This window comes from Bacillus sp. AFS012607, from assembly GCF_002558005.1.
Lineage (GTDB): Bacteria > Bacillota > Bacilli > Bacillales > Bacillaceae_G > Bacillus_A > Bacillus_A thuringiensis_S.
The window spans coordinates 278,079-294,723 of record NZ_NTVM01000006.1 but is presented as its reverse complement, the minus strand read 5'-3'; the positions used below and the strand labels follow the sequence as shown (position 1 = coordinate 294,723).

Below are 16,645 nucleotides of genomic sequence, written 5' to 3'. Positions count from 1 at the left end.
ACACCTACCTTTTCTATTTCATATCCATCTTATCTGGTTGAAACCAAATCGGCTTCAATAGTTCAAAGTTTTTATGATCTTCTAATACAATATGAAGACGCTCTAACGTATCCTCCAACATATGCGGTGCTGCTCGTAATGTCCAGACAACTGATGAGAAAACTGTCATGCCAACGTACACCGCATATAATTTCCAGAACTCCTCTGGTATTCTCTCATTAAAGTATCCTTCTATTTGTCCGATTGAATATGGAATACTAATGTCTCTTGCAAATAGTGCAATTTTTACGAAATCATGCAGTGGGTCGCCCCAGTCATAACCATTAAAATCAACTACACCTACATATCTCCCATCCCGTACAATTATATTTTCTAAATGAAAATCATCGTGTTGAAATCGATTTGGGCGATCCTTTACATACATTTCATTTTCATCTATAAACTTAATAATTTTATCATCATTTTCAATTTTAATTCCGCATGTTTTATACGCCTCTAAATATTTCCTATGTTTTTTCATTGCTCTTTCATACCACGGAAGTATATTCTTAGGAGCTTCAAGTGTATGCATTTTCGCTAAATCTTTTCCTGCCTCTATGCCAATATCATATTGTTCTTTTGGTGAATACGTAGACAATAGTCTCTTCGCATCTTCCCCTTCTAAATATGAAAAAATACTATAGCATACACCTTCTTCTTCCAATATACCTATTTCAATTGGCCTTTGTGCCTGTACGTTACATTTTACCATTTCATTTAAAATTTGAAACTCTATTTTCTTTCTTTCATACTCTTTTATATCGCCTGTCCGAAATAAATATTTTTCATTATTCGCACTCATAATTATATATTTCTTGTCAGGCGAAAAACCTTTAGAAATTTCTTTAATATCCACTGCATCTTTTACAATTTGTATATTGTTTTGCTGCGCTGTAATTATCTTCATATCTATTCCCCTTACATTTCTGCCTTTGGTGTATAGGCAACTTCTACAATAAATCCATTCGGATCGTAAAAATCAATCGTATAGTAACCTTCCGAATAATGATTCATTTCAATTGGACCACGTATTACCTTCACTTTCGTACTAGAAAGAAAATCTGCTACTTCATCAACTACTTCTCTATGAATAGCTTGATAACAAATATGTCTAGGCCCTAACGTCCTTACGATTTCCTCATCTACTTCTTTAAAATATATTTCACTTTCTCCTGTGCTATATGCTACTTCATTTAACTTTCTCCATCCAATTATGGAAAACAACTTATTATAAAAAGAAATGGACTCCTCCAAATTCGCTACCCAAAATTCAATATGATGAATGCCTGCTCGAAGTGTATTCATATTAAGAATACGCTCCTTGTACTACTTCCACAATTTCCATCGGCTTATGAACCATATAATCTGGTGCATCTTTTTTCACTGTTTCAATGACATCATATCCCCAAGATACCCAAATCACGTTCACTCCAGCCTTTTTACACGCTGCTACATCTCGCTGTTCATCACCAACGTATAACATATCCTGCTCTGTTATCTTTTTCGATTTTAAAAATCTTTTTATCATTTTATCTTTACCAAACAGATTTTTAGAACAATACACTTCTTGTATATTTTCTATATCATTCTTGTGTAAAAATGCCCGAATATGCTCTTCTGAGTTAGATGATATAACCGCAATACCGTATCCTTTTTTATATAGTTCATCTAATACATCCTTCATCCCATGAAATAAAACAAGATCTTTTATAGCAGGCTGATATAATTTATAAAACTCCAACGCTAATATCGGTAATTTATACAGTGGTACATCGAGTTGTTTACATCTCTCTGGCATCGTTAATTTACGTAAATGTTCAATTTCTTCTTCCTTTACCGTTTTATATCCGTGCTTTTCAGCAATTTGATTATAAATTGGTACAAATATATTTTGCGAATCTACTAATGTGCCATCAAAGTCAAAAACAATGTATTTTTGCATCTCCATACTCCTTTTACTTCTTTTTTCTAAACCTATGTTATTCAACAACATAGTTGTCTGTCCCTTCTATAAACATAAAAAAGAACAAGATTTTCTCTTGTTCTTTTTAAGACAACCATTTCGGCGGTACATTTGTATTCCAATAAATATTTCCTAACTCATGATGTCCAGAGTATCCATCATCAAAACGGTGATAATGGAAATTAAAATAATAACCATCTTGCGGCGGATGATCTCTTCTTACATGGAAACGCAATAAATCATTTCCTGATTTCGTATCGTAGACGTGAAAAATCTTTTCATTATTTCCACCAGCTGGTTTTTGAGAAATCGCTAATGATTGTAGTGAGTCTTCTGGTACATCACTAGCAAGCTCAGCAATTGCCTCTTCAATTTTCGGTAATATTACATCTTTAAATTCATCTTCAATTACTGGACCAATTTTAGTACCAAACTTTTGCATCGACTGCTTCTCTGCTTCTTGCATTGCATAAGTAATAAAAGTATCGGTGGTTAACCTGTCATTCGTTTCTTCATATGTATAGGACGTGCTCTCCAAACTTTGTTGCCCAGCTGTGCTCGTAGGCTTGTCCGCAGCTTTGGCATTATCAAGCAATATGGAAGGAGGCGTCACTAAACCAAATGTAAATACGGTAATTAATGCGACTAAGGTTTTTCTAAACCAATTTGGCATTTATGTTCCCTCCCCTTTCACTCATTATTTTTTATATAACGGTGGTTTCTTCTATTATACAAAATGATTATAATTTTTGCACTTTACAATTTTGTTAACGTTCACATATTTTTCACTTGAATATGAAATTGTAAGATTTCATACAATATTAATACCACAATATTGAGGAGGCACTTGAATGACTTTAGATGTCATGTATTCCGCCGCAAGCATACTCGTTTTAGTATATTTTATTTATCAATGTGTTACAGACTAGAAAAAGAGCCGTCAATGGCTCTTTTTTTATGGTAAAAATACAATCCATACAATTAATAAAATAAAAACAAAGCCACCAATCACAGCTGGCAATAAATAAAACTGGGCAAGTATAACTATTGCATACAAGAGTATTGCTGGTAGTAGTAAATAACGATCTGCCTTCCACCTTAGCAAAAGTAATTTTCCTTCTTCACAATATAAATGAAGAAACATTTTTTTCGTAAATTCATTCCAATAATCACGCGCATAGCGAGAAATTGCAACTACAGTAAATACAAGAACAATAGCTGCAATCCACCTTGGAGTCATGATTATACTTGCAGTACTCATACATACAATTTGAATATAAAATATTCGTGCAGTACTTGTACGGAAAAATTCTTTCAAAAAAGATTCGATAATAAGAGAATCTGCTTTTTTTCCTAATAGTCTTTTAGAACGCGGAAACATCCACGGTTTTTTATTCGAGCTACTCGGTTTAGCTGCATGACCACCAACTTGCATAATTCCGCTCGTCCAGCGCATGCTTTCCTCTTTTTCTTTCTCGATTTCTTTAAAAAAGAACTTTTTATAATTGATTTTCTCTTTTACTAATACACTACTTAAGAAAATTACTAGACCGATAAATAGAATTGAATAATATAGATTTTTATAAATAAAAAATAAACTAATTCCAAAAAAGGACAAGCTCATAGAAAATACTACATTTTTTACAATCCATAAAACCCATCGTTTCCCCACCTGTACATGAATAAATCTTGTTAACAACGACAACATAAATCGAAATATAGTAAAGAATACCCAAAATAATACGACTTGTATCTCTGTTACTCCGATACTTTTCATCAACACTGGTAACATAATAACGACTACTATTACATTCGTTATCGCTATTCGAACAAATGTGTACATCATGCCATACTGGACTAATTTTCGCATATGTGTTGCATACGAAATTAAAAATAAACTATCCGCTTGCTCAAAAAACGAACGAACTCCTCTCGGATATGTTACTAGATAAAATGCGAGTAATCCTAATCCGAAATAAATCGTCTCTTCCATTGATAATTCATTTATCCATAGTGACCTATAATAGATTCCCATAAATATAAGTGTTGGAATAATAATATATAACGCGACTGTCCAATCTGTTACCGAACATATAGAATTCCACTTCCGCTGGAGCTCATGACATAATCTTTTATAAAATTGTTGTTTAATCATGTTGTTCACGCCTTACAATTATATCAAAACAGTCTAGTAATGAGCTATCCGGCATTTCCGCTAACATTTGAATAGATTCTAAATGCCCATCTGCGACTAATGTACCTTGTGAAATGAGTAAAAATCTTTCACAAATTTTTTCAGCAGTATCCAATACGTGCGTACAAAGTAAAATTCCTGCTCCGCGCTCTTTTTCTTTATATAAATAACTTAAAAACTCTTTCGTAGCTACTGGATCTAAACCGATAAAGGGTTCGTCAATTATATAAAAATCTGGCTCAGTTAAAAACGCCAATATTAGCATCGATTTTTGTTTCATACCTTTTGAAAACTTTGATAAATATTCATGTTTATGCTTATCCATTCGAAAAGTATGTAATAATTGTCCCGCTCTTTCTTCCCAGCTTCCCATTTCACTTCCACGAGCTGCCATTAATAATTCAATATGTTCCCAGAGCGTCAAGTAATCATAGTATGTTGGATGTTCTGGTACGTATGCATACGGATTTTTCTTTTCACCGAATGATATTTCACCGTCCATATTTACAAGTAATCCCAGCATCGTTTTTATCGTCGTACTCTTCCCAGCACCATTTGCTCCAATAAGAGCAACTAGTTCACCTTTTTCGATAGAAAAAGCTATATCACGAATTGTTTTTTCACCTATTTCATATCCAGCTGAGCGGATATTTACTTCTAACATGCATTTCCCCTCTTTCCATTTCCAATACAATCAAGGAAAAGAATAACATATAACTATCTATATATCATTATAAAATATTTATTTTTATGGCAGGAAAAAACATTTTTTAACAGAATACTAAATGTTTGATTACATTTTATTGGAGTGGATAATATGTCTTTTCAAATTCGTGAAGCAACGATAGATGATATAGACGCACTTTGTTCTTTAACAAAAGAATTAAAAGGTTCCTCTATTTCCTATGAAGATATGAACAATCGATTACAATTCGTACAAATGAGTCCGTTTGATTTTTTATATGTTTACGAGGAAGAAGAAACTATATTTGGATTACTTGGATTTCGTATACGTGAAAATTTAGAAGATGTAACACGTTATGGAGAGATTTCAATTATTAGCGTTGATTCTAACATACGACGTAAAGGCATTGGACAAGTTTTGATGGATTATGCAGAACAATTAGCAAAGAAACATAATTGCATTGGCACATGGCTAGTTAGTGGAACAAAAAGAGTAGAAGCTCATCCTTTTTACAAAAAATTAGGCTATGAGGTAAATGGCTACCGATTTGTAAAACATTTTTAAACTACTTATAAATTGAAGGGGCTATAACTATGACAAACATTAAAGCAATTTTCATTGATCGTGACGGTACAATTGGTGGTGACACTACAATACATTATCCAGGATCTTTTACATTATTTCCATTCACAAAAACATCCTTGCAAAAACTAAAAGCTAAGAATATAAAAATTTTCTCTTTCACAAATCAACCTGGGATTGCAGATGGAATAGCAACTGTAGCCGATTTTGTACAAGAATTAAAAGGCTTCGGTTTTGATGATATTTATGTATGTCCTCATAAACACGGTGATGGTTGTGAATGCCGTAAACCGAGTACAGGCATGCTGCTTAAAGCAGCAAAAAAACATAGGCTTGATTTAACACAATGTGCTGTAGTTGGTGATCGCTGGACTGATATTGTTGCAGGAGCAAAAGTAAATGCGACAACGATTCTAGTCCGAACAGGCGCTGGGTATGATGCTTTGCATACGTACCGAGACAAATGGGCACATATTGAACCAAACTACATTGCAGATAACTTTGAAGATGCAACAAACTGGGTTTTAAATCAACTATAATACAAAGGTAGCAAGTTCCCTTTTGATAAGCAGACATTGCAATTCAAATTATATTTTTTATTACTAACAGCAATTAACGTAAAGAAGGAATAGCTTAGTGGCTATCCCTTCTTTATTGACTTCTATTATTTACATTTGTTATCTGTTTTTATTGAGTATTCTCATCGTTTTTATACTCCAAAATATCCCCTGGCTGACACTCCAAAGCTTTACATATCGCTTCTAATGTTGAAAAACGAACCGCTTTTGCTTTCCCATTTTTCAAAATAGAAAGATTCGCCATCGTAATTTCAACCTTCTCCGAAAGCTCCGTTACACTCATCTTTCATTTTGCTAACATGACGTCAATATTAATAATAATTGTCATATCCGCCACCTCAAACTGTCAAATCATTTTCTGATTTTATGTTAATTGCTTCTTGTAGAAGGCGTTGAAGGATAGCGGTAAAAACAGCGCTAACGAACGAAGCAAAAATGATAATAAGTCCCACTAACCCAATAGGAGGTTCCATTTTCTTCGCTATAAAATGAAAAAGTGGCAAACCTAATACATACAAACCACTGATTGTAACTGCACAGCGCTTTATATTCTTTAACGACTTTACAGATAATTCCGAGAACGCTGTGTTCTCGTCAATATACTGTAAAAGATTGAAAGCCTGATAAAGAGCAACATAAAAAGGCACAGCTGCTCCATACATCACAATGAAAACAAGATATTTTATCGGAGCGATATTAGGATACAAATTCGATACAAATTCGCTACAAAATTCGCCATTTCCGGCACTAAAAATATGCATAAGGCAAGCACTGCAATTCCAGAAAGAAAAATAATTACTTTTAAGAACGTTGTTGAACTTCATTTAAGATTCATTTACAATAACTCACTTATTTAATGACAACATAATTTTACCACATAATTTATCGTTTAACAATAAATAAATATCGTTTTATCGTTATTGTCATACTTTTTAATTTAGGCAAAAATAAAAAAGAATTTCTCATTACAAAGAAATTCTTTTTCTTGAAAATGCCTCTTTCAACTTAATTTTTTAAAACGTTAATTCGTAATGGAAATAACGATTATCTCTCAAATAACCATTTTCAGCATATAATCGTTGTGCTGATAAATTATCAATCTCTGTTTGTAATTTTACACCTTTTGCTCCATTTTCTAATGCGTATTCTTTAGCAGCTTCTAATAATTTTTTACCTGTTCCGGCTCCACGCTTCGCCGCTTGTACAAATAAATCATTTAAAATCCATAATTCTTTCATTGAAATGGAAGAAAATGATGGATATAGTTGTATGAACCCAATATATTCGCCGTCTTCAACTGCTACGAAAATAACGGACTCTTTTTTCTCAATTCGGTTTCGTAAAAATACTTTTGCCCCTTCTAAATCAGAATCCTGCCTATAAAACATGCGATAGTTATTAAAAACTGATGCTAGTCCATCTAAATCTGCAATTGTTGCCTCATATATTCTCATTTTACTCCATTCCCCTTCCAATACTGTCTCATTATATCCGTTGCCCATTTAGGCTGGTGTATTTCTTCTTTCGGCATAAACTCTTTCATTATTGGTTTTATATCCAATATAGGAGTGCCATCAATAGCATCTAATCCCTCAACAATAATTGATTTACCTTCTCTTTTGATCACCTTTACAATTGTTACACCTATGCGATTCGGGCGATTTTTCCCGCGCTGTGCAAAAATACCTACTTCAGGATAATCCTTATTATTTCTAGGATGTCTAGCAAAATACTGAATTTGCTCGTCAGTTACTTTATGAAAATAAAAAACAACTTCAATATGAGAAAAATCTTCAATCCCTTGTATACTTTCTTCTGCATACATTTCAGTTAAAGTTATACGGGATCTTACTTCTCCCCACTCATCATCTTTTATTTCCTTTCTTTCATTATGTACAAATGCGATTGGTTGAACTGAAAACATGCGCATTCCCCCTTAAATGTAACCACTTACATTATAAAATATTTTCTGAATGTTTTCCAGATATATGAATTTAGTTTACATAATATAATTACATTCTATCTAGAGCTACCTTGACTGCTTCAATTGCATGTATATGAGTCGTATCAAATATCGGGACAGATACGTCTTCTTGCTTTATTAATAACCCTATTTCTGTACAACCTAATATGATTCCCTGTGCTCCTTTTTGCACTAACTCTTCGATGACTCTTTTATAATATTCTCTAGATTGAGATACTATTTTTCCTAAACATAATTCTGTATATATTACTTTATTTATTTCTTTTCTATTTTTTTCTGATGGTACTATTACTTTTATATTATTTTCTTCTATACGTGACTTATAGAAATCTTGCTCCATTGTATATGTAGTTCCAAGCAGACCAACCTTTTGAATGTCTTTTCTTTTAATTGCTTTTGCAGTTGCATCAGCAATATGTAAGACTGGAATATCAATTTTCGCCTTTATTTTTCCAACTACCTTATGCATTGTATTTGTACAAATGATTATAAAGTCTGCTCCTCCCTTTTGTAATGAATATGCCGCATTCCCTAGAATTTCTCCAGCACCATCCCAATCTCCGCTAGACTGACATCGTTCAATCTCTTCAAAATCCACACTATTAATCAAACATTTTGCTGAATGTAGCCCTCCTAATCTCTCTTTTATTTCTTCATTAATAATTCGATAATATTCAGAAGTTGATTCCCAACTCATACCACCTATAAGACCTATCGTTTTCATATAAACAACACCTACCTAAACTTTTTTATAAAACTAATAACAACGTTTTATTGTATATATTATACATAATAAAACAAGACTTTAAGTTTGAAATATAAAGTCTTGTTTTACGGAATTTAATATGGAAATAATAAAGAGTAATTGTACTTTCATTTCCAAGGAAATTTTTATAGAATATTCTGAAATTAACAATCTGATGTTTTTATAAATTCTTTATACTTATAATTAAAACACTCTCGATACAACGCTTTGATTTCATCATATGATGGAACACGTGGGTTATTAGCTGGGCTACCACTTTCAATTGCATCTGATGCCATTTTAGAAATAGCATTTTCAAATTCAATTTCATCGATTCCATATTCTTTTAAATTTGGAATACGAAGATCAAAGCAAAGTTTTTTTATTTCCCCAAGCGTGTAGTCTGCTACTTCCTCATCAGAATTCGAATACAAATCCTTATTTAAACTACGTCCAATTTTTGCTAACCTTTTCACTGCACTTGTTTTTGTAAACTCTAACACTGTAGGTAATAGTATGGCATTTGATATTCCATGCGGTACATGAAATAATGCTCCCACTGGCCTTGACATTCCATGAACTAATGTAACTGATGCATTAGAAAATGCAATTCCAGCTTGTAAGGAAGCAATCATCATCGCTTCTCTTGCCTCCATATTACGTCCATCTTCATATGCTATACGTAAATATTTCATAATACTTTCAATAGCTGAAAGAGCAAGTACATCTGTAAGTGGCTGTGAAAATTTAGAAATATAAGCTTCAATCGCATGACATAACGCATCTATTCCTGTTGCTGCCGTAATTTGTGGTGGTAACGAACTTGTCAAAACTGGATCTATAATTGCTACTTTCGGTATAAAACTAGGATGCTTCATCATCATTTTTACATCTGTTTTTTTATTCGTAATTACTGCTACACTTGTAACTTCCGATCCAGTACCAGAAGTTGTTGGAATTGCAATAAGTGGTAGTGGATTGTTTTCTATTTCAATATCCTTTTCGACATAATCCTCAACTTCTCCACCATTTGTATATAAAACCGCTACTGCTTTCGCAGCATCAATACAACTTCCACCACCAATACCGATAATAAAATCACACTTTTCCTCTTTACAAAGAGATAAGGCTTCTAACACGTGTATATTTGTAGGTTCAGCATCCACTTTATTATATGTACTAACAGTAATACTTTTCTTATTTAGTTGTTGTATACACTTTTCAAGATATCCTAATTTCTCCATAATTGTATCAGTAACTATAAAAGCTCTTTTCCCTAACTTTTTTGATTGTTCCCCAAGTTTTTCAAGCGAATTCCTTCCATATAATACCGACTTTGGCATACGAAACTCAGAAACTTCTTGCAAGTACTCCACCCCTTCTTATCCTATTTAATATTTTATGATATAAATTATCGATTTGATGAATCTTTACGATTCGAATTTTTAATAGAGTCCTGTTAAAGTATAGAACGCGATAACTAAAAATACAGCAACCGTTTTCAAAATTGTAATAGCAAATATATCTTTATAGGACTGTTTATGTGTTAATCCTGTTACTGTAAGAATAGTAATAATAGCCCCGTTATGCGGTAGTGTATCCATTCCTCCTGATGCCATTGATACGATACGGTGCATAACTTCTAATGGAATATCAAATTGATTGGCCGCTGCAATAAATTTATCTCCCATTGCACTTAATACTATTCCCATTCCTCCTGATGCAGAGCCTGTAATTCCAGCTAAAATATTCGTCGTTACTGCACCATTCACTAACGGATTTGTGAAAGTAGCAGAGATGCCATCTCTCATAATTACGAAGCCTGGAAGTGCTGCAATGACACCACCGAATCCAAACTCAGCTCCTGTATTCATCGTTGCAAGTAGCGCTCCACCAATACTTGTATTCAATCCAGCTTGGAAACCTGTTACTACTCGCTTCCAATATAATAATAACGTTGTTAAGATCCCTATAATAAGTGCCAATTCTACAGACCAAATTCCTACTACTGCACTTAATTCTACTTTTCCAAATGCTTTCATACCAATTGCAGAAAAATCAAAACCGCTTGGATACCACTTTGGTATCATAATAGTAAACACTTTATTCATTACACCTACTAAAATAAGTGGTATAAATGCAATAAGTTGTTGTGCTCTTGTAATTTCAATGTTATTAATTAATGGCATATTTTTTTGTTCTAATTGCAAAGATGCTGCCATTTCAGTATTTCCATCATTAAAACCAAAATATCCTTCACCTGCCGCTTTTGCCTTCTTACGTCTACTCTCTAAATATAGTAAACCTAATGTAAGAACAAAAATTGCTCCTACAATGCCGAGTATCGGTGCAGCATAAATATTCGTTTTAAAAAATGTTGTAGGTATTACATTTTGAATTTGTGGTGATCCAGGTAGCGCATCCATTGTAAACGTTACTGCTCCAAGAACAATCGTTCCAGGGATTAAACGCTTTGGAATATTAGCTTGTCGAAACAACTTAGCTGCGAACGGATAAACAGCAAACACTACTACATACACACTAACACCACTATACGTTAAAATAGCCCCCATTAATACAATCGCTAATATAGTACGTTTTTCACCAACTAACTCAATAATCGTTTTTGCGATAGAATCTGCAATTCCTGACATTTCCACTACTTTTCCAAATATTGCTCCTAATAAAAACACAGGAAAATATAACTTTATAAATCCAACCATTTTCTCCATAAAGATATTAGAAAAGAAAGGTAATACATAACTAGGTTCTGTCAAAAATACTGCAAATAATGCAAATATCGGTGCGAATAAAATAACAGAAAAGCCTCTATATGCTACGAACATAAGTAAACTTAGTGCTAATAATATAATAACTAACTCCAATTTTACCCCTCCATTAAACAGAATATTCTAAAATTTATTGATAAACTTCTACTAATCTTTTAATTCTGACATCCCTCCTCTTATTCATACAATTTTTTCATGCTAAAAATGTCTAATTATAAATATTCGATTACATATGAAAAATCCCTTTAAACAGAAACGAATTCCTCATCATACGTTATAAAGGGATTGTTAGTACCTATATTTACTGATTTATTAAAATTTTTCTTACACAAAAATGATACAGTTCTTCAACATCTTTCACTATGTAAGTCGCACTAACTTCAGTCAGTTCTTTCTCACAGCCATAGCCATATAAAACACCAATTGAAGCAATTCCATTCTGATTCGCACCTATTATATCGTGCTTTCTATCACCAATCATTATCATTTCTTCTTTATTTAGTTCTTCATTTGTTTGTAAAATATGAGCAATTATTTCTTCTTTTTTTATTCTCGTACCATCTAAATTACTTCCAATGATATCTTCGAAATAATTCGTTAATTGAAAATGCTCTATAACTTGTTTCGCAAATACAGTGGGCTTTGAAGTAGCTACGAATATGCGATTTCCTGAACTTTTTAATTGTTGCAAGAGCTTCAGAATCCCCTCGTATACATTATTTTCAAACAATCCACGCTGCTTTAAATACTCACGGAAGTAAAAAACTGCACGTTCAACCTCTCCTTCACTCATATTATATCTCTCTACGAATGATTGCTGAATAGGAGGACCTATAAATGAATCTAACTCACTTATATGTACTTCTTCAATTCCTACTTTTTTTAACGCATACAAAACCGAATTTACAATCCCTTCTTTCGGATCCGTTAAAGTTCCATCTAAATCAAATAGAAATGTTTTATACATGTTTCATTCCTCCACTTAATTTGCTGTATAAATAACTGCTAACATCTCTTCCACTTCTCCCTATTATACTATCATTATCTATTTTTTCGAAAAATCAATTTCCATATGTCACATACTTTCAGTTACAAAATACGATAGATATGATAAAGTAAAAAAGTTACAATTATTTTAATAGAAACTGGTGAAACAAATGTCAATTACGTTAATTTTTATAATGGCTTTCACAATTGTAATCCACGCAGTTGAAACAAGCTCTTATAGTATTCGATTAGCGGGGGTTCGTTTAAAGAAGATTGCTGTCGCATTATCCGTCGTAGGAATCGTATTACTCATTTCAAGAACGTCAAACTTACTACAAGCCTTTTTACTTGGCGGGATTGTGGACGAAGCAAAACTAGATCCTTCTATTGATTTAGAGCATATTATACGTCTTGTACTATTATCTGCTTCTATCGGTACATTGCTTGCGATTATACTGTATCCAACTTTGACAAAACTATTTGGATATGTCATTCAAAACTTTGAAACAGACGGTTCTTTCATTCGAATGATGAAAACGAATAACATTCAAAAATTAAAGTACACAAAAAAATATGTCCGCTTTCCAAAGTTAGAAATGATTCATAGACTGCGTATCGGTGGTATTCCAAAGCGTATTATGCTTATTAACATGTTTGCTACTGCTATTTATACAGCTGGGGTACTTTCTGCCCTTTACGCTTCTTTTTTAAATCCAGATTATGCAACAAATGCAAGTACAGCTTCTGGCCTTGTAAATGGTTTCGCCACTATTTTATTAACTGTATTACTCGATCCACGCATTGCTCTTTTAACAGAACGTGCTTTACAATCAGAAAGCGGTGCTGAATCTATGAGTAAAATGTATGGTTGGCTAATGATTTCTAGACTTCTCGGCACATTATTGGCACAACTACTATTTGTACCAGGTGCTTACTGGATTTTATGGATTATTGAACTTATGCATTAATTTACTAGAAAGGTGAATTTATCAATGAAGATCAAAACAGAGAAAGATATAATTCGCTTAATAGAAAACGACGAATGGATGATGAATGTATTACAAATGGCAAAATCACTAGAGTTACCTGATTGGTGGGTTTGTGCCGGCTTTGTTCGTTCTAAAATTTGGGATACTTTACATGACTATGAAGCTAAAACGGCTATGCCTGATGTTGATGTGATTTATTATGATAGTCTACATCAAGATGAGATATACGAACAATCATTAGAAACGAAATTAATGAATATTGATGCTACTATCCCTTGGTCTGTAAAAAATCAAGCTCGTATGCATGTAGTGAATAATATGCCACCATATTCTTCTTCTGTTAATGCTATTTCTAAATTCCCTGAAACAGCAACGGCTTTAGGAGTTACACTTGATGAACTAAACAATGTTATATTAACAGCCCCATGTGGTATTGAAGATGTCCTTTCCTTACAAGTGAGACCAACAGCTCATTTTCTTAAATCGAAAGAACGACTACATATGTACAAAAACAGAGTTATAAAAAAGAATTGGCAAAGTAAGTGGCCTAACATCACAATCACATATCCAGAAATTTAGAAAGAGTGCCTCTCATTTATAGAAGCACCCTTTTCTTCATTTCAAAAAATGTATGACTGTTTCTGCAAATCTATCTGCTTCCTCATAATGAGGTGAATGACCGCTCTCTTCAAATACGATATACTTGCCGTTTCGGGCATCTTTATTAAATGTTTTAATTTGTTCTTCACACGTTACTACATCATGTTTTCCTACTATTAATAACATTAGATTTTGTACATCTTTTATTTTTGATAATAATGATGTATGACATGCTCCCTCTAATTTTAATCTATCAAAGTGCATTTTGGAGCGATTTGAAAATATTTCCCACTCTTCATCACTGTATAAACTCTCATCTGTCCTATCTTCCTTATTATTGTAAATCTCCATTCTTTTTTCTTCTAATTCAGCGCTTAATCTTATATAAGCTTCTAACAACTCTTCTGAACTAGCATCGCTAGATGAATAAGCAAAGCACTCTTTTGCTACTTCTTCTTTTCCACACTTTTTTAATAAATGCCCTGTCTTTTGCAACAAAGCTCTACTTGTTAATGCAAAATCAAAAGTTGGTCCTTCAAATATTATTTTCTCTATTGAACTTGGATATATCGACGCATAAAGCAATGCTACATATCCACCGAAAGAATGTCCAATTATAGACCACTTCTCAATTTGTAATACTTTTTTTAATTCCTCACAGTCTTCAATCAAATCATTTAATCCAAAAGCTTCGTCTTCAGTAATTTTTTCTGAACGACCAACACCTCTTTGATCTATCATAATTACATATAGAGAATCTTTTAAACGTTCCGCTTGATGAAATGAAAAATCATAACAACTCTCTCCTGGTCCACTATGCAAGTATAAGACTGGCTTATTTTTAGGATTTCCATGTGTTTCAACGTATAGCTTTTTCCCTCTAATATTCATATACTCTCCTGTTTCTATCAAATTCGCCATAAACATCACCATCTTCTTTTTTTACTGAATATTATAACATTTATTGTTAAATAATCCCTATTACATTTAAAAAGACGATAATGATTGCGAGCGGTGCTACAAATCGAAGTAAAAATGCCCAACAAGTAAATACTTTCTTTCCATAATTTCCACCTACAAAAAACTCTGCTTCTAGTATCTTCTTTTCCATTTTGAATGAAACGAAAATACTAATAAATAGTGCTCCAAGTGGCATTAATATATTACTAGATAAGAAGTCTACTGCATCAAAAATATTCTTTCCGAAAATCGTAATATCACTCCATACTCCAAATGATAACGCTGATGGTATACCTACTAAGAAAATGCCGAAACCGATCAGCCATGATAATTTCGTTCTCTTTTCTTGTTCACCATTTGCTAATGCTGAAACAACAGTTTCTAGTAGAGAAAATGCCGATGTTAATGTCGCAAATGTAAATAGTGCAAGGAATACTGTTAAGAAAAATCCACCGAATGGGATTTGACTAAATACAGATGGTAATACGATAAATAGTAATCCAGGTCCTTCTGTCGGCTCCATTCCTAATGAAAATACGGCCGGAAAAATGGCAAGACCTGCAAATAAAGAAACAAATAAATTCAATCCAACAATTGTTATTGCTGATTTTGGTAAACTTTCTTTTTTATTTAAATAGGAACTATAGGTAACCATAATTGAAATCCCGATACTAATTGCAAAGAATGATTGCCCCATTGCGAACAAAATACTTTCCGAAGTAATCTTTGAGAAATCTGGTTGTAAGAAAAACTTCACACCTTTCATAGCATCATCAAGTGTTAACGAACGAATAATAAGAGCGACAAATAAAACGAACAATGCTGGCAACATATATTTACTTGCTTTTTCAATTCCGTTTTGTACACCCTTTGATACAACCCATATCGTAATGAACATAAAAGCGAAATGTCCCATAATAGCCCAAGTGGGATTCCCAATTGTTTCAGTAAATAATGCTCCGTAATTTTGTCCCGGTGCAATTAGTTGTCCAGTAATTCCTCTGAATAAATAAATTAACACCCATCCACCTACAACACTATAAAATGAAAGTAGTATAAAACACGTTCCAACACCAAGGCGTCCAATCCAGTGCCACCCTGTATTTGGTGCAATACTTTTAAATGCGCCAACTGCTTGTTTCTGCGTACTACGTCCAATCATAAATTCAGCTATAAGTAGTGGTAATCCAATTAATATAGTAAATAATATAAAGATTAAAAAGAATGCTCCTCCCCCGCTCTTCCCGGCGATATAAGGAAACTTCCATATTGCGCCAAGTCCAATTGCTGATCCTGCTGCAGCCATTATAAAACCTAATTTCGAAGTCCATTGCTCCGTTTGTTTCATCTCATTTTCCTCCTAATTAAATCTTTTTATATAGATAAATAAATTTTATAGACCTATCCAAATAAACCCTCCACTTCTTTTTCCATATAATAAAAAAATGGCCTAGCATCTCTATATAAAGAGACGCTAAGCCATTTACTTAACGCGGTACCACCCTTATTGATTCCATTATGAATCCACCTTAGTAGTAATCGTTTGATTA

19 protein-coding genes, 1 pseudogene and 1 other annotated feature (1 of these 21 running past the window's edge) are annotated in these 16,645 nt (G+C 33.1%); of the genes and pseudogenes, 4 read left to right on the top strand and 16 right to left on the bottom strand.

Features of this window, described 5'->3' with window-relative positions:
- Positions 1-13: 13 nt before the first annotated feature.
- The 6 genes from CN409_RS06185 to CN409_RS06160 form a co-directional block, all read right to left on the bottom strand.
- Complete coding sequence (locus tag CN409_RS06185; RefSeq protein WP_000692069.1) at positions 14-946, bottom strand: aminoglycoside phosphotransferase family protein; 933 nt, start codon at positions 944-946, stop codon at positions 14-16.
- An 11-nt stretch (positions 947-957) separates the two neighbouring features.
- A complete protein-coding gene (locus tag CN409_RS06180; RefSeq protein WP_001094667.1) occupies positions 958-1,344 on the bottom strand; it encodes a VOC family protein in 387 nt (128 codons plus the stop codon).
- A 1-nt stretch (position 1,345) separates the two neighbouring features.
- Positions 1,346-1,981, bottom strand: a complete 636-nt coding sequence (locus CN409_RS06175; RefSeq protein WP_001174980.1) for an HAD family hydrolase — start codon at positions 1,979-1,981, stop codon at positions 1,346-1,348.
- Between the two features lie 106 nt (positions 1,982-2,087).
- The gene (locus CN409_RS06170; RefSeq protein ID WP_001134421.1) at positions 2,088-2,675 is read right to left on the bottom strand and encodes a YpjP family protein; all 588 of its coding nucleotides are present in this window, start codon (positions 2,673-2,675) and stop codon (positions 2,088-2,090) included.
- A gap of 282 nt (positions 2,676-2,957) precedes the next feature.
- Positions 2,958-4,157 carry an ABC transporter permease gene (locus tag CN409_RS06165; RefSeq protein WP_086391031.1) on the bottom strand — a complete coding sequence of 400 codons (1,200 nt, stop codon included), beginning with the start codon at positions 4,155-4,157 and terminating at the stop codon, positions 2,958-2,960.
- A complete protein-coding gene (locus tag CN409_RS06160; RefSeq protein ID WP_000895248.1) occupies positions 4,150-4,860 on the bottom strand; it encodes an ABC transporter ATP-binding protein in 711 nt (236 codons plus the stop codon). The genes CN409_RS06165 and CN409_RS06160 overlap by 8 nt, the downstream gene beginning before the upstream one ends.
- Positions 4,861-5,013: 153 nt before the next feature.
- Between CN409_RS06160 and CN409_RS06155 the strand changes: the two genes are divergently transcribed.
- The gene (locus CN409_RS06155; protein ID WP_016077782.1) at positions 5,014-5,445 is read left to right on the top strand and encodes a GNAT family N-acetyltransferase; all 432 of its coding nucleotides are present in this window, start codon (positions 5,014-5,016) and stop codon (positions 5,443-5,445) included.
- Positions 5,446-5,474: 29 nt separating this feature from the next.
- A complete protein-coding gene (locus tag CN409_RS06150; protein ID WP_097980867.1) occupies positions 5,475-6,002 on the top strand; it encodes an HAD-IIIA family hydrolase in 528 nt (175 codons plus the stop codon).
- 148 nt (positions 6,003-6,150) lie between these two features.
- Here CN409_RS06150 and CN409_RS06145 read toward each other — a convergent pair whose 3' ends face one another.
- From CN409_RS06145 to CN409_RS06110, 8 genes and pseudogenes are all read right to left on the bottom strand, one after another.
- On the bottom strand, positions 6,151-6,324 hold the full coding sequence (locus tag CN409_RS06145) for a helix-turn-helix domain-containing protein (RefSeq protein WP_015945765.1): 174 nt from the start codon (positions 6,322-6,324) through the stop codon (positions 6,151-6,153).
- A gap of 55 nt (positions 6,325-6,379) precedes the next feature.
- Positions 6,380-6,837, bottom strand: a pseudogene (locus tag CN409_RS06140) (DUF2975 domain-containing protein).
- Positions 6,838-7,054: 217 nt separating this feature from the next.
- The gene (locus CN409_RS06135; RefSeq protein WP_097980866.1) at positions 7,055-7,495 is read right to left on the bottom strand and encodes a GNAT family N-acetyltransferase; all 441 of its coding nucleotides are present in this window, start codon (positions 7,493-7,495) and stop codon (positions 7,055-7,057) included.
- The gene (locus tag CN409_RS06130) at positions 7,492-7,965 is read right to left on the bottom strand and encodes an SAM-dependent methyltransferase (RefSeq protein ID WP_000493250.1); all 474 of its coding nucleotides are present in this window, start codon (positions 7,963-7,965) and stop codon (positions 7,492-7,494) included. The genes CN409_RS06135 and CN409_RS06130 overlap by 4 nt, the downstream gene beginning before the upstream one ends.
- A gap of 88 nt (positions 7,966-8,053) precedes the next feature.
- Complete coding sequence (locus tag CN409_RS06125) at positions 8,054-8,749, bottom strand: aspartate/glutamate racemase family protein (protein ID WP_000848566.1); 696 nt, start codon at positions 8,747-8,749, stop codon at positions 8,054-8,056.
- Between the two features lie 185 nt (positions 8,750-8,934).
- A complete protein-coding gene (locus tag CN409_RS06120; protein WP_001158664.1) occupies positions 8,935-10,137 on the bottom strand; it encodes an iron-containing alcohol dehydrogenase in 1,203 nt (400 codons plus the stop codon).
- Positions 10,138-10,215: 78 nt separating this feature from the next.
- Positions 10,216-11,655, bottom strand: a complete 1,440-nt coding sequence (locus CN409_RS06115) for a GntP family permease (protein WP_000424339.1) — start codon at positions 11,653-11,655, stop codon at positions 10,216-10,218.
- Positions 11,656-11,860: 205 nt separating this feature from the next.
- Complete coding sequence (locus tag CN409_RS06110) at positions 11,861-12,526, bottom strand: HAD family hydrolase (RefSeq protein WP_000278487.1); 666 nt, start codon at positions 12,524-12,526, stop codon at positions 11,861-11,863.
- 190 nt (positions 12,527-12,716) lie between these two features.
- Between CN409_RS06110 and CN409_RS06105 the strand changes: the two genes are divergently transcribed.
- Both CN409_RS06105 and CN409_RS06100 read left to right on the top strand, forming a co-directional pair.
- Positions 12,717-13,514, top strand: coding sequence for a lipid II flippase Amj family protein (locus tag CN409_RS06105; RefSeq protein WP_000028912.1), 798 nt, complete (start codon positions 12,717-12,719; stop codon positions 13,512-13,514).
- Positions 13,515-13,538: 24 nt separating this feature from the next.
- Positions 13,539-14,114: a nucleotidyltransferase family protein gene (locus tag CN409_RS06100; protein WP_000695364.1), complete on the top strand. Its 576-nt coding sequence runs from the start codon at positions 13,539-13,541 to the stop codon at positions 14,112-14,114.
- A gap of 36 nt (positions 14,115-14,150) precedes the next feature.
- On the opposite strand, the gene CN409_RS06095 is transcribed toward CN409_RS06100, so the two are convergent.
- A complete protein-coding gene (locus CN409_RS06095; RefSeq protein ID WP_097980865.1) occupies positions 14,151-15,056 on the bottom strand; it encodes an alpha/beta fold hydrolase in 906 nt (301 codons plus the stop codon).
- Between the two features lie 46 nt (positions 15,057-15,102).
- Positions 15,103-16,443: a sodium-dependent transporter gene (locus CN409_RS06090; RefSeq protein ID WP_000814513.1), complete on the bottom strand. Its 1,341-nt coding sequence runs from the start codon at positions 16,441-16,443 to the stop codon at positions 15,103-15,105.
- Between the two features lie 116 nt (positions 16,444-16,559).
- Positions 16,560-16,645, bottom strand: a binding site (T-box leader) (it continues 163 nt past the right edge of the window).

Excerpts from the sequence above, each read along its gene's own strand:
- CN409_RS06145 (WP_015945765.1), bottom strand. The coding sequence starts at position 6,324 with ATGAGTGTAACGGAGCTTTCGGAGAAGGTTGAAATTACGATGGCGAAT.
- CN409_RS06105 (WP_000028912.1), top strand. The coding sequence starts at position 12,717 with ATGTCAATTACGTTAATTTTTATAATGGCTTTCACAATTGTAATCCAC.
- CN409_RS06125 (WP_000848566.1), bottom strand. The coding sequence starts at position 8,749 with ATGAAAACGATAGGTCTTATAGGTGGTATGAGTTGGGAATCAACTTCT.
- CN409_RS06090 (WP_000814513.1), bottom strand. The coding sequence starts at position 16,443 with ATGAAACAAACGGAGCAATGGACTTCGAAATTAGGTTTTATAATGGCT.
- CN409_RS06175 (WP_001174980.1), bottom strand. The coding sequence starts at position 1,981 with ATGCAAAAATACATTGTTTTTGACTTTGATGGCACATTAGTAGATTCG.
- CN409_RS06170 (WP_001134421.1), bottom strand. The coding sequence starts at position 2,675 with ATGCCAAATTGGTTTAGAAAAACCTTAGTCGCATTAATTACCGTATTT.
- CN409_RS06155 (WP_016077782.1), top strand. The coding sequence starts at position 5,014 with ATGTCTTTTCAAATTCGTGAAGCAACGATAGATGATATAGACGCACTT.
- CN409_RS06185 (WP_000692069.1), bottom strand. The coding sequence starts at position 946 with ATGAAGATAATTACAGCGCAGCAAAACAATATACAAATTGTAAAAGAT.
- CN409_RS06095 (WP_097980865.1), bottom strand. The coding sequence starts at position 15,056 with ATGGCGAATTTGATAGAAACAGGAGAGTATATGAATATTAGAGGGAAA.
- CN409_RS06135 (WP_097980866.1), bottom strand. The coding sequence starts at position 7,495 with ATGAGAATATATGAGGCAACAATTGCAGATTTAGATGGACTAGCATCA.
- CN409_RS06160 (WP_000895248.1), bottom strand. The coding sequence starts at position 4,860 with ATGTTAGAAGTAAATATCCGCTCAGCTGGATATGAAATAGGTGAAAAA.
- CN409_RS06130 (WP_000493250.1), bottom strand. The coding sequence starts at position 7,965 with ATGTTTTCAGTTCAACCAATCGCATTTGTACATAATGAAAGAAAGGAA.
- CN409_RS06180 (WP_001094667.1), bottom strand. The coding sequence starts at position 1,344 with ATGAATACACTTCGAGCAGGCATTCATCATATTGAATTTTGGGTAGCG.
- CN409_RS06100 (WP_000695364.1), top strand. The coding sequence starts at position 13,539 with ATGAAGATCAAAACAGAGAAAGATATAATTCGCTTAATAGAAAACGAC.
- CN409_RS06165 (WP_086391031.1), bottom strand. The coding sequence starts at position 4,157 with ATGATTAAACAACAATTTTATAAAAGATTATGTCATGAGCTCCAGCGG.
- CN409_RS06110 (WP_000278487.1), bottom strand. The coding sequence starts at position 12,526 with ATGTATAAAACATTTCTATTTGATTTAGATGGAACTTTAACGGATCCG.
- CN409_RS06150 (WP_097980867.1), top strand. The coding sequence starts at position 5,475 with ATGACAAACATTAAAGCAATTTTCATTGATCGTGACGGTACAATTGGT.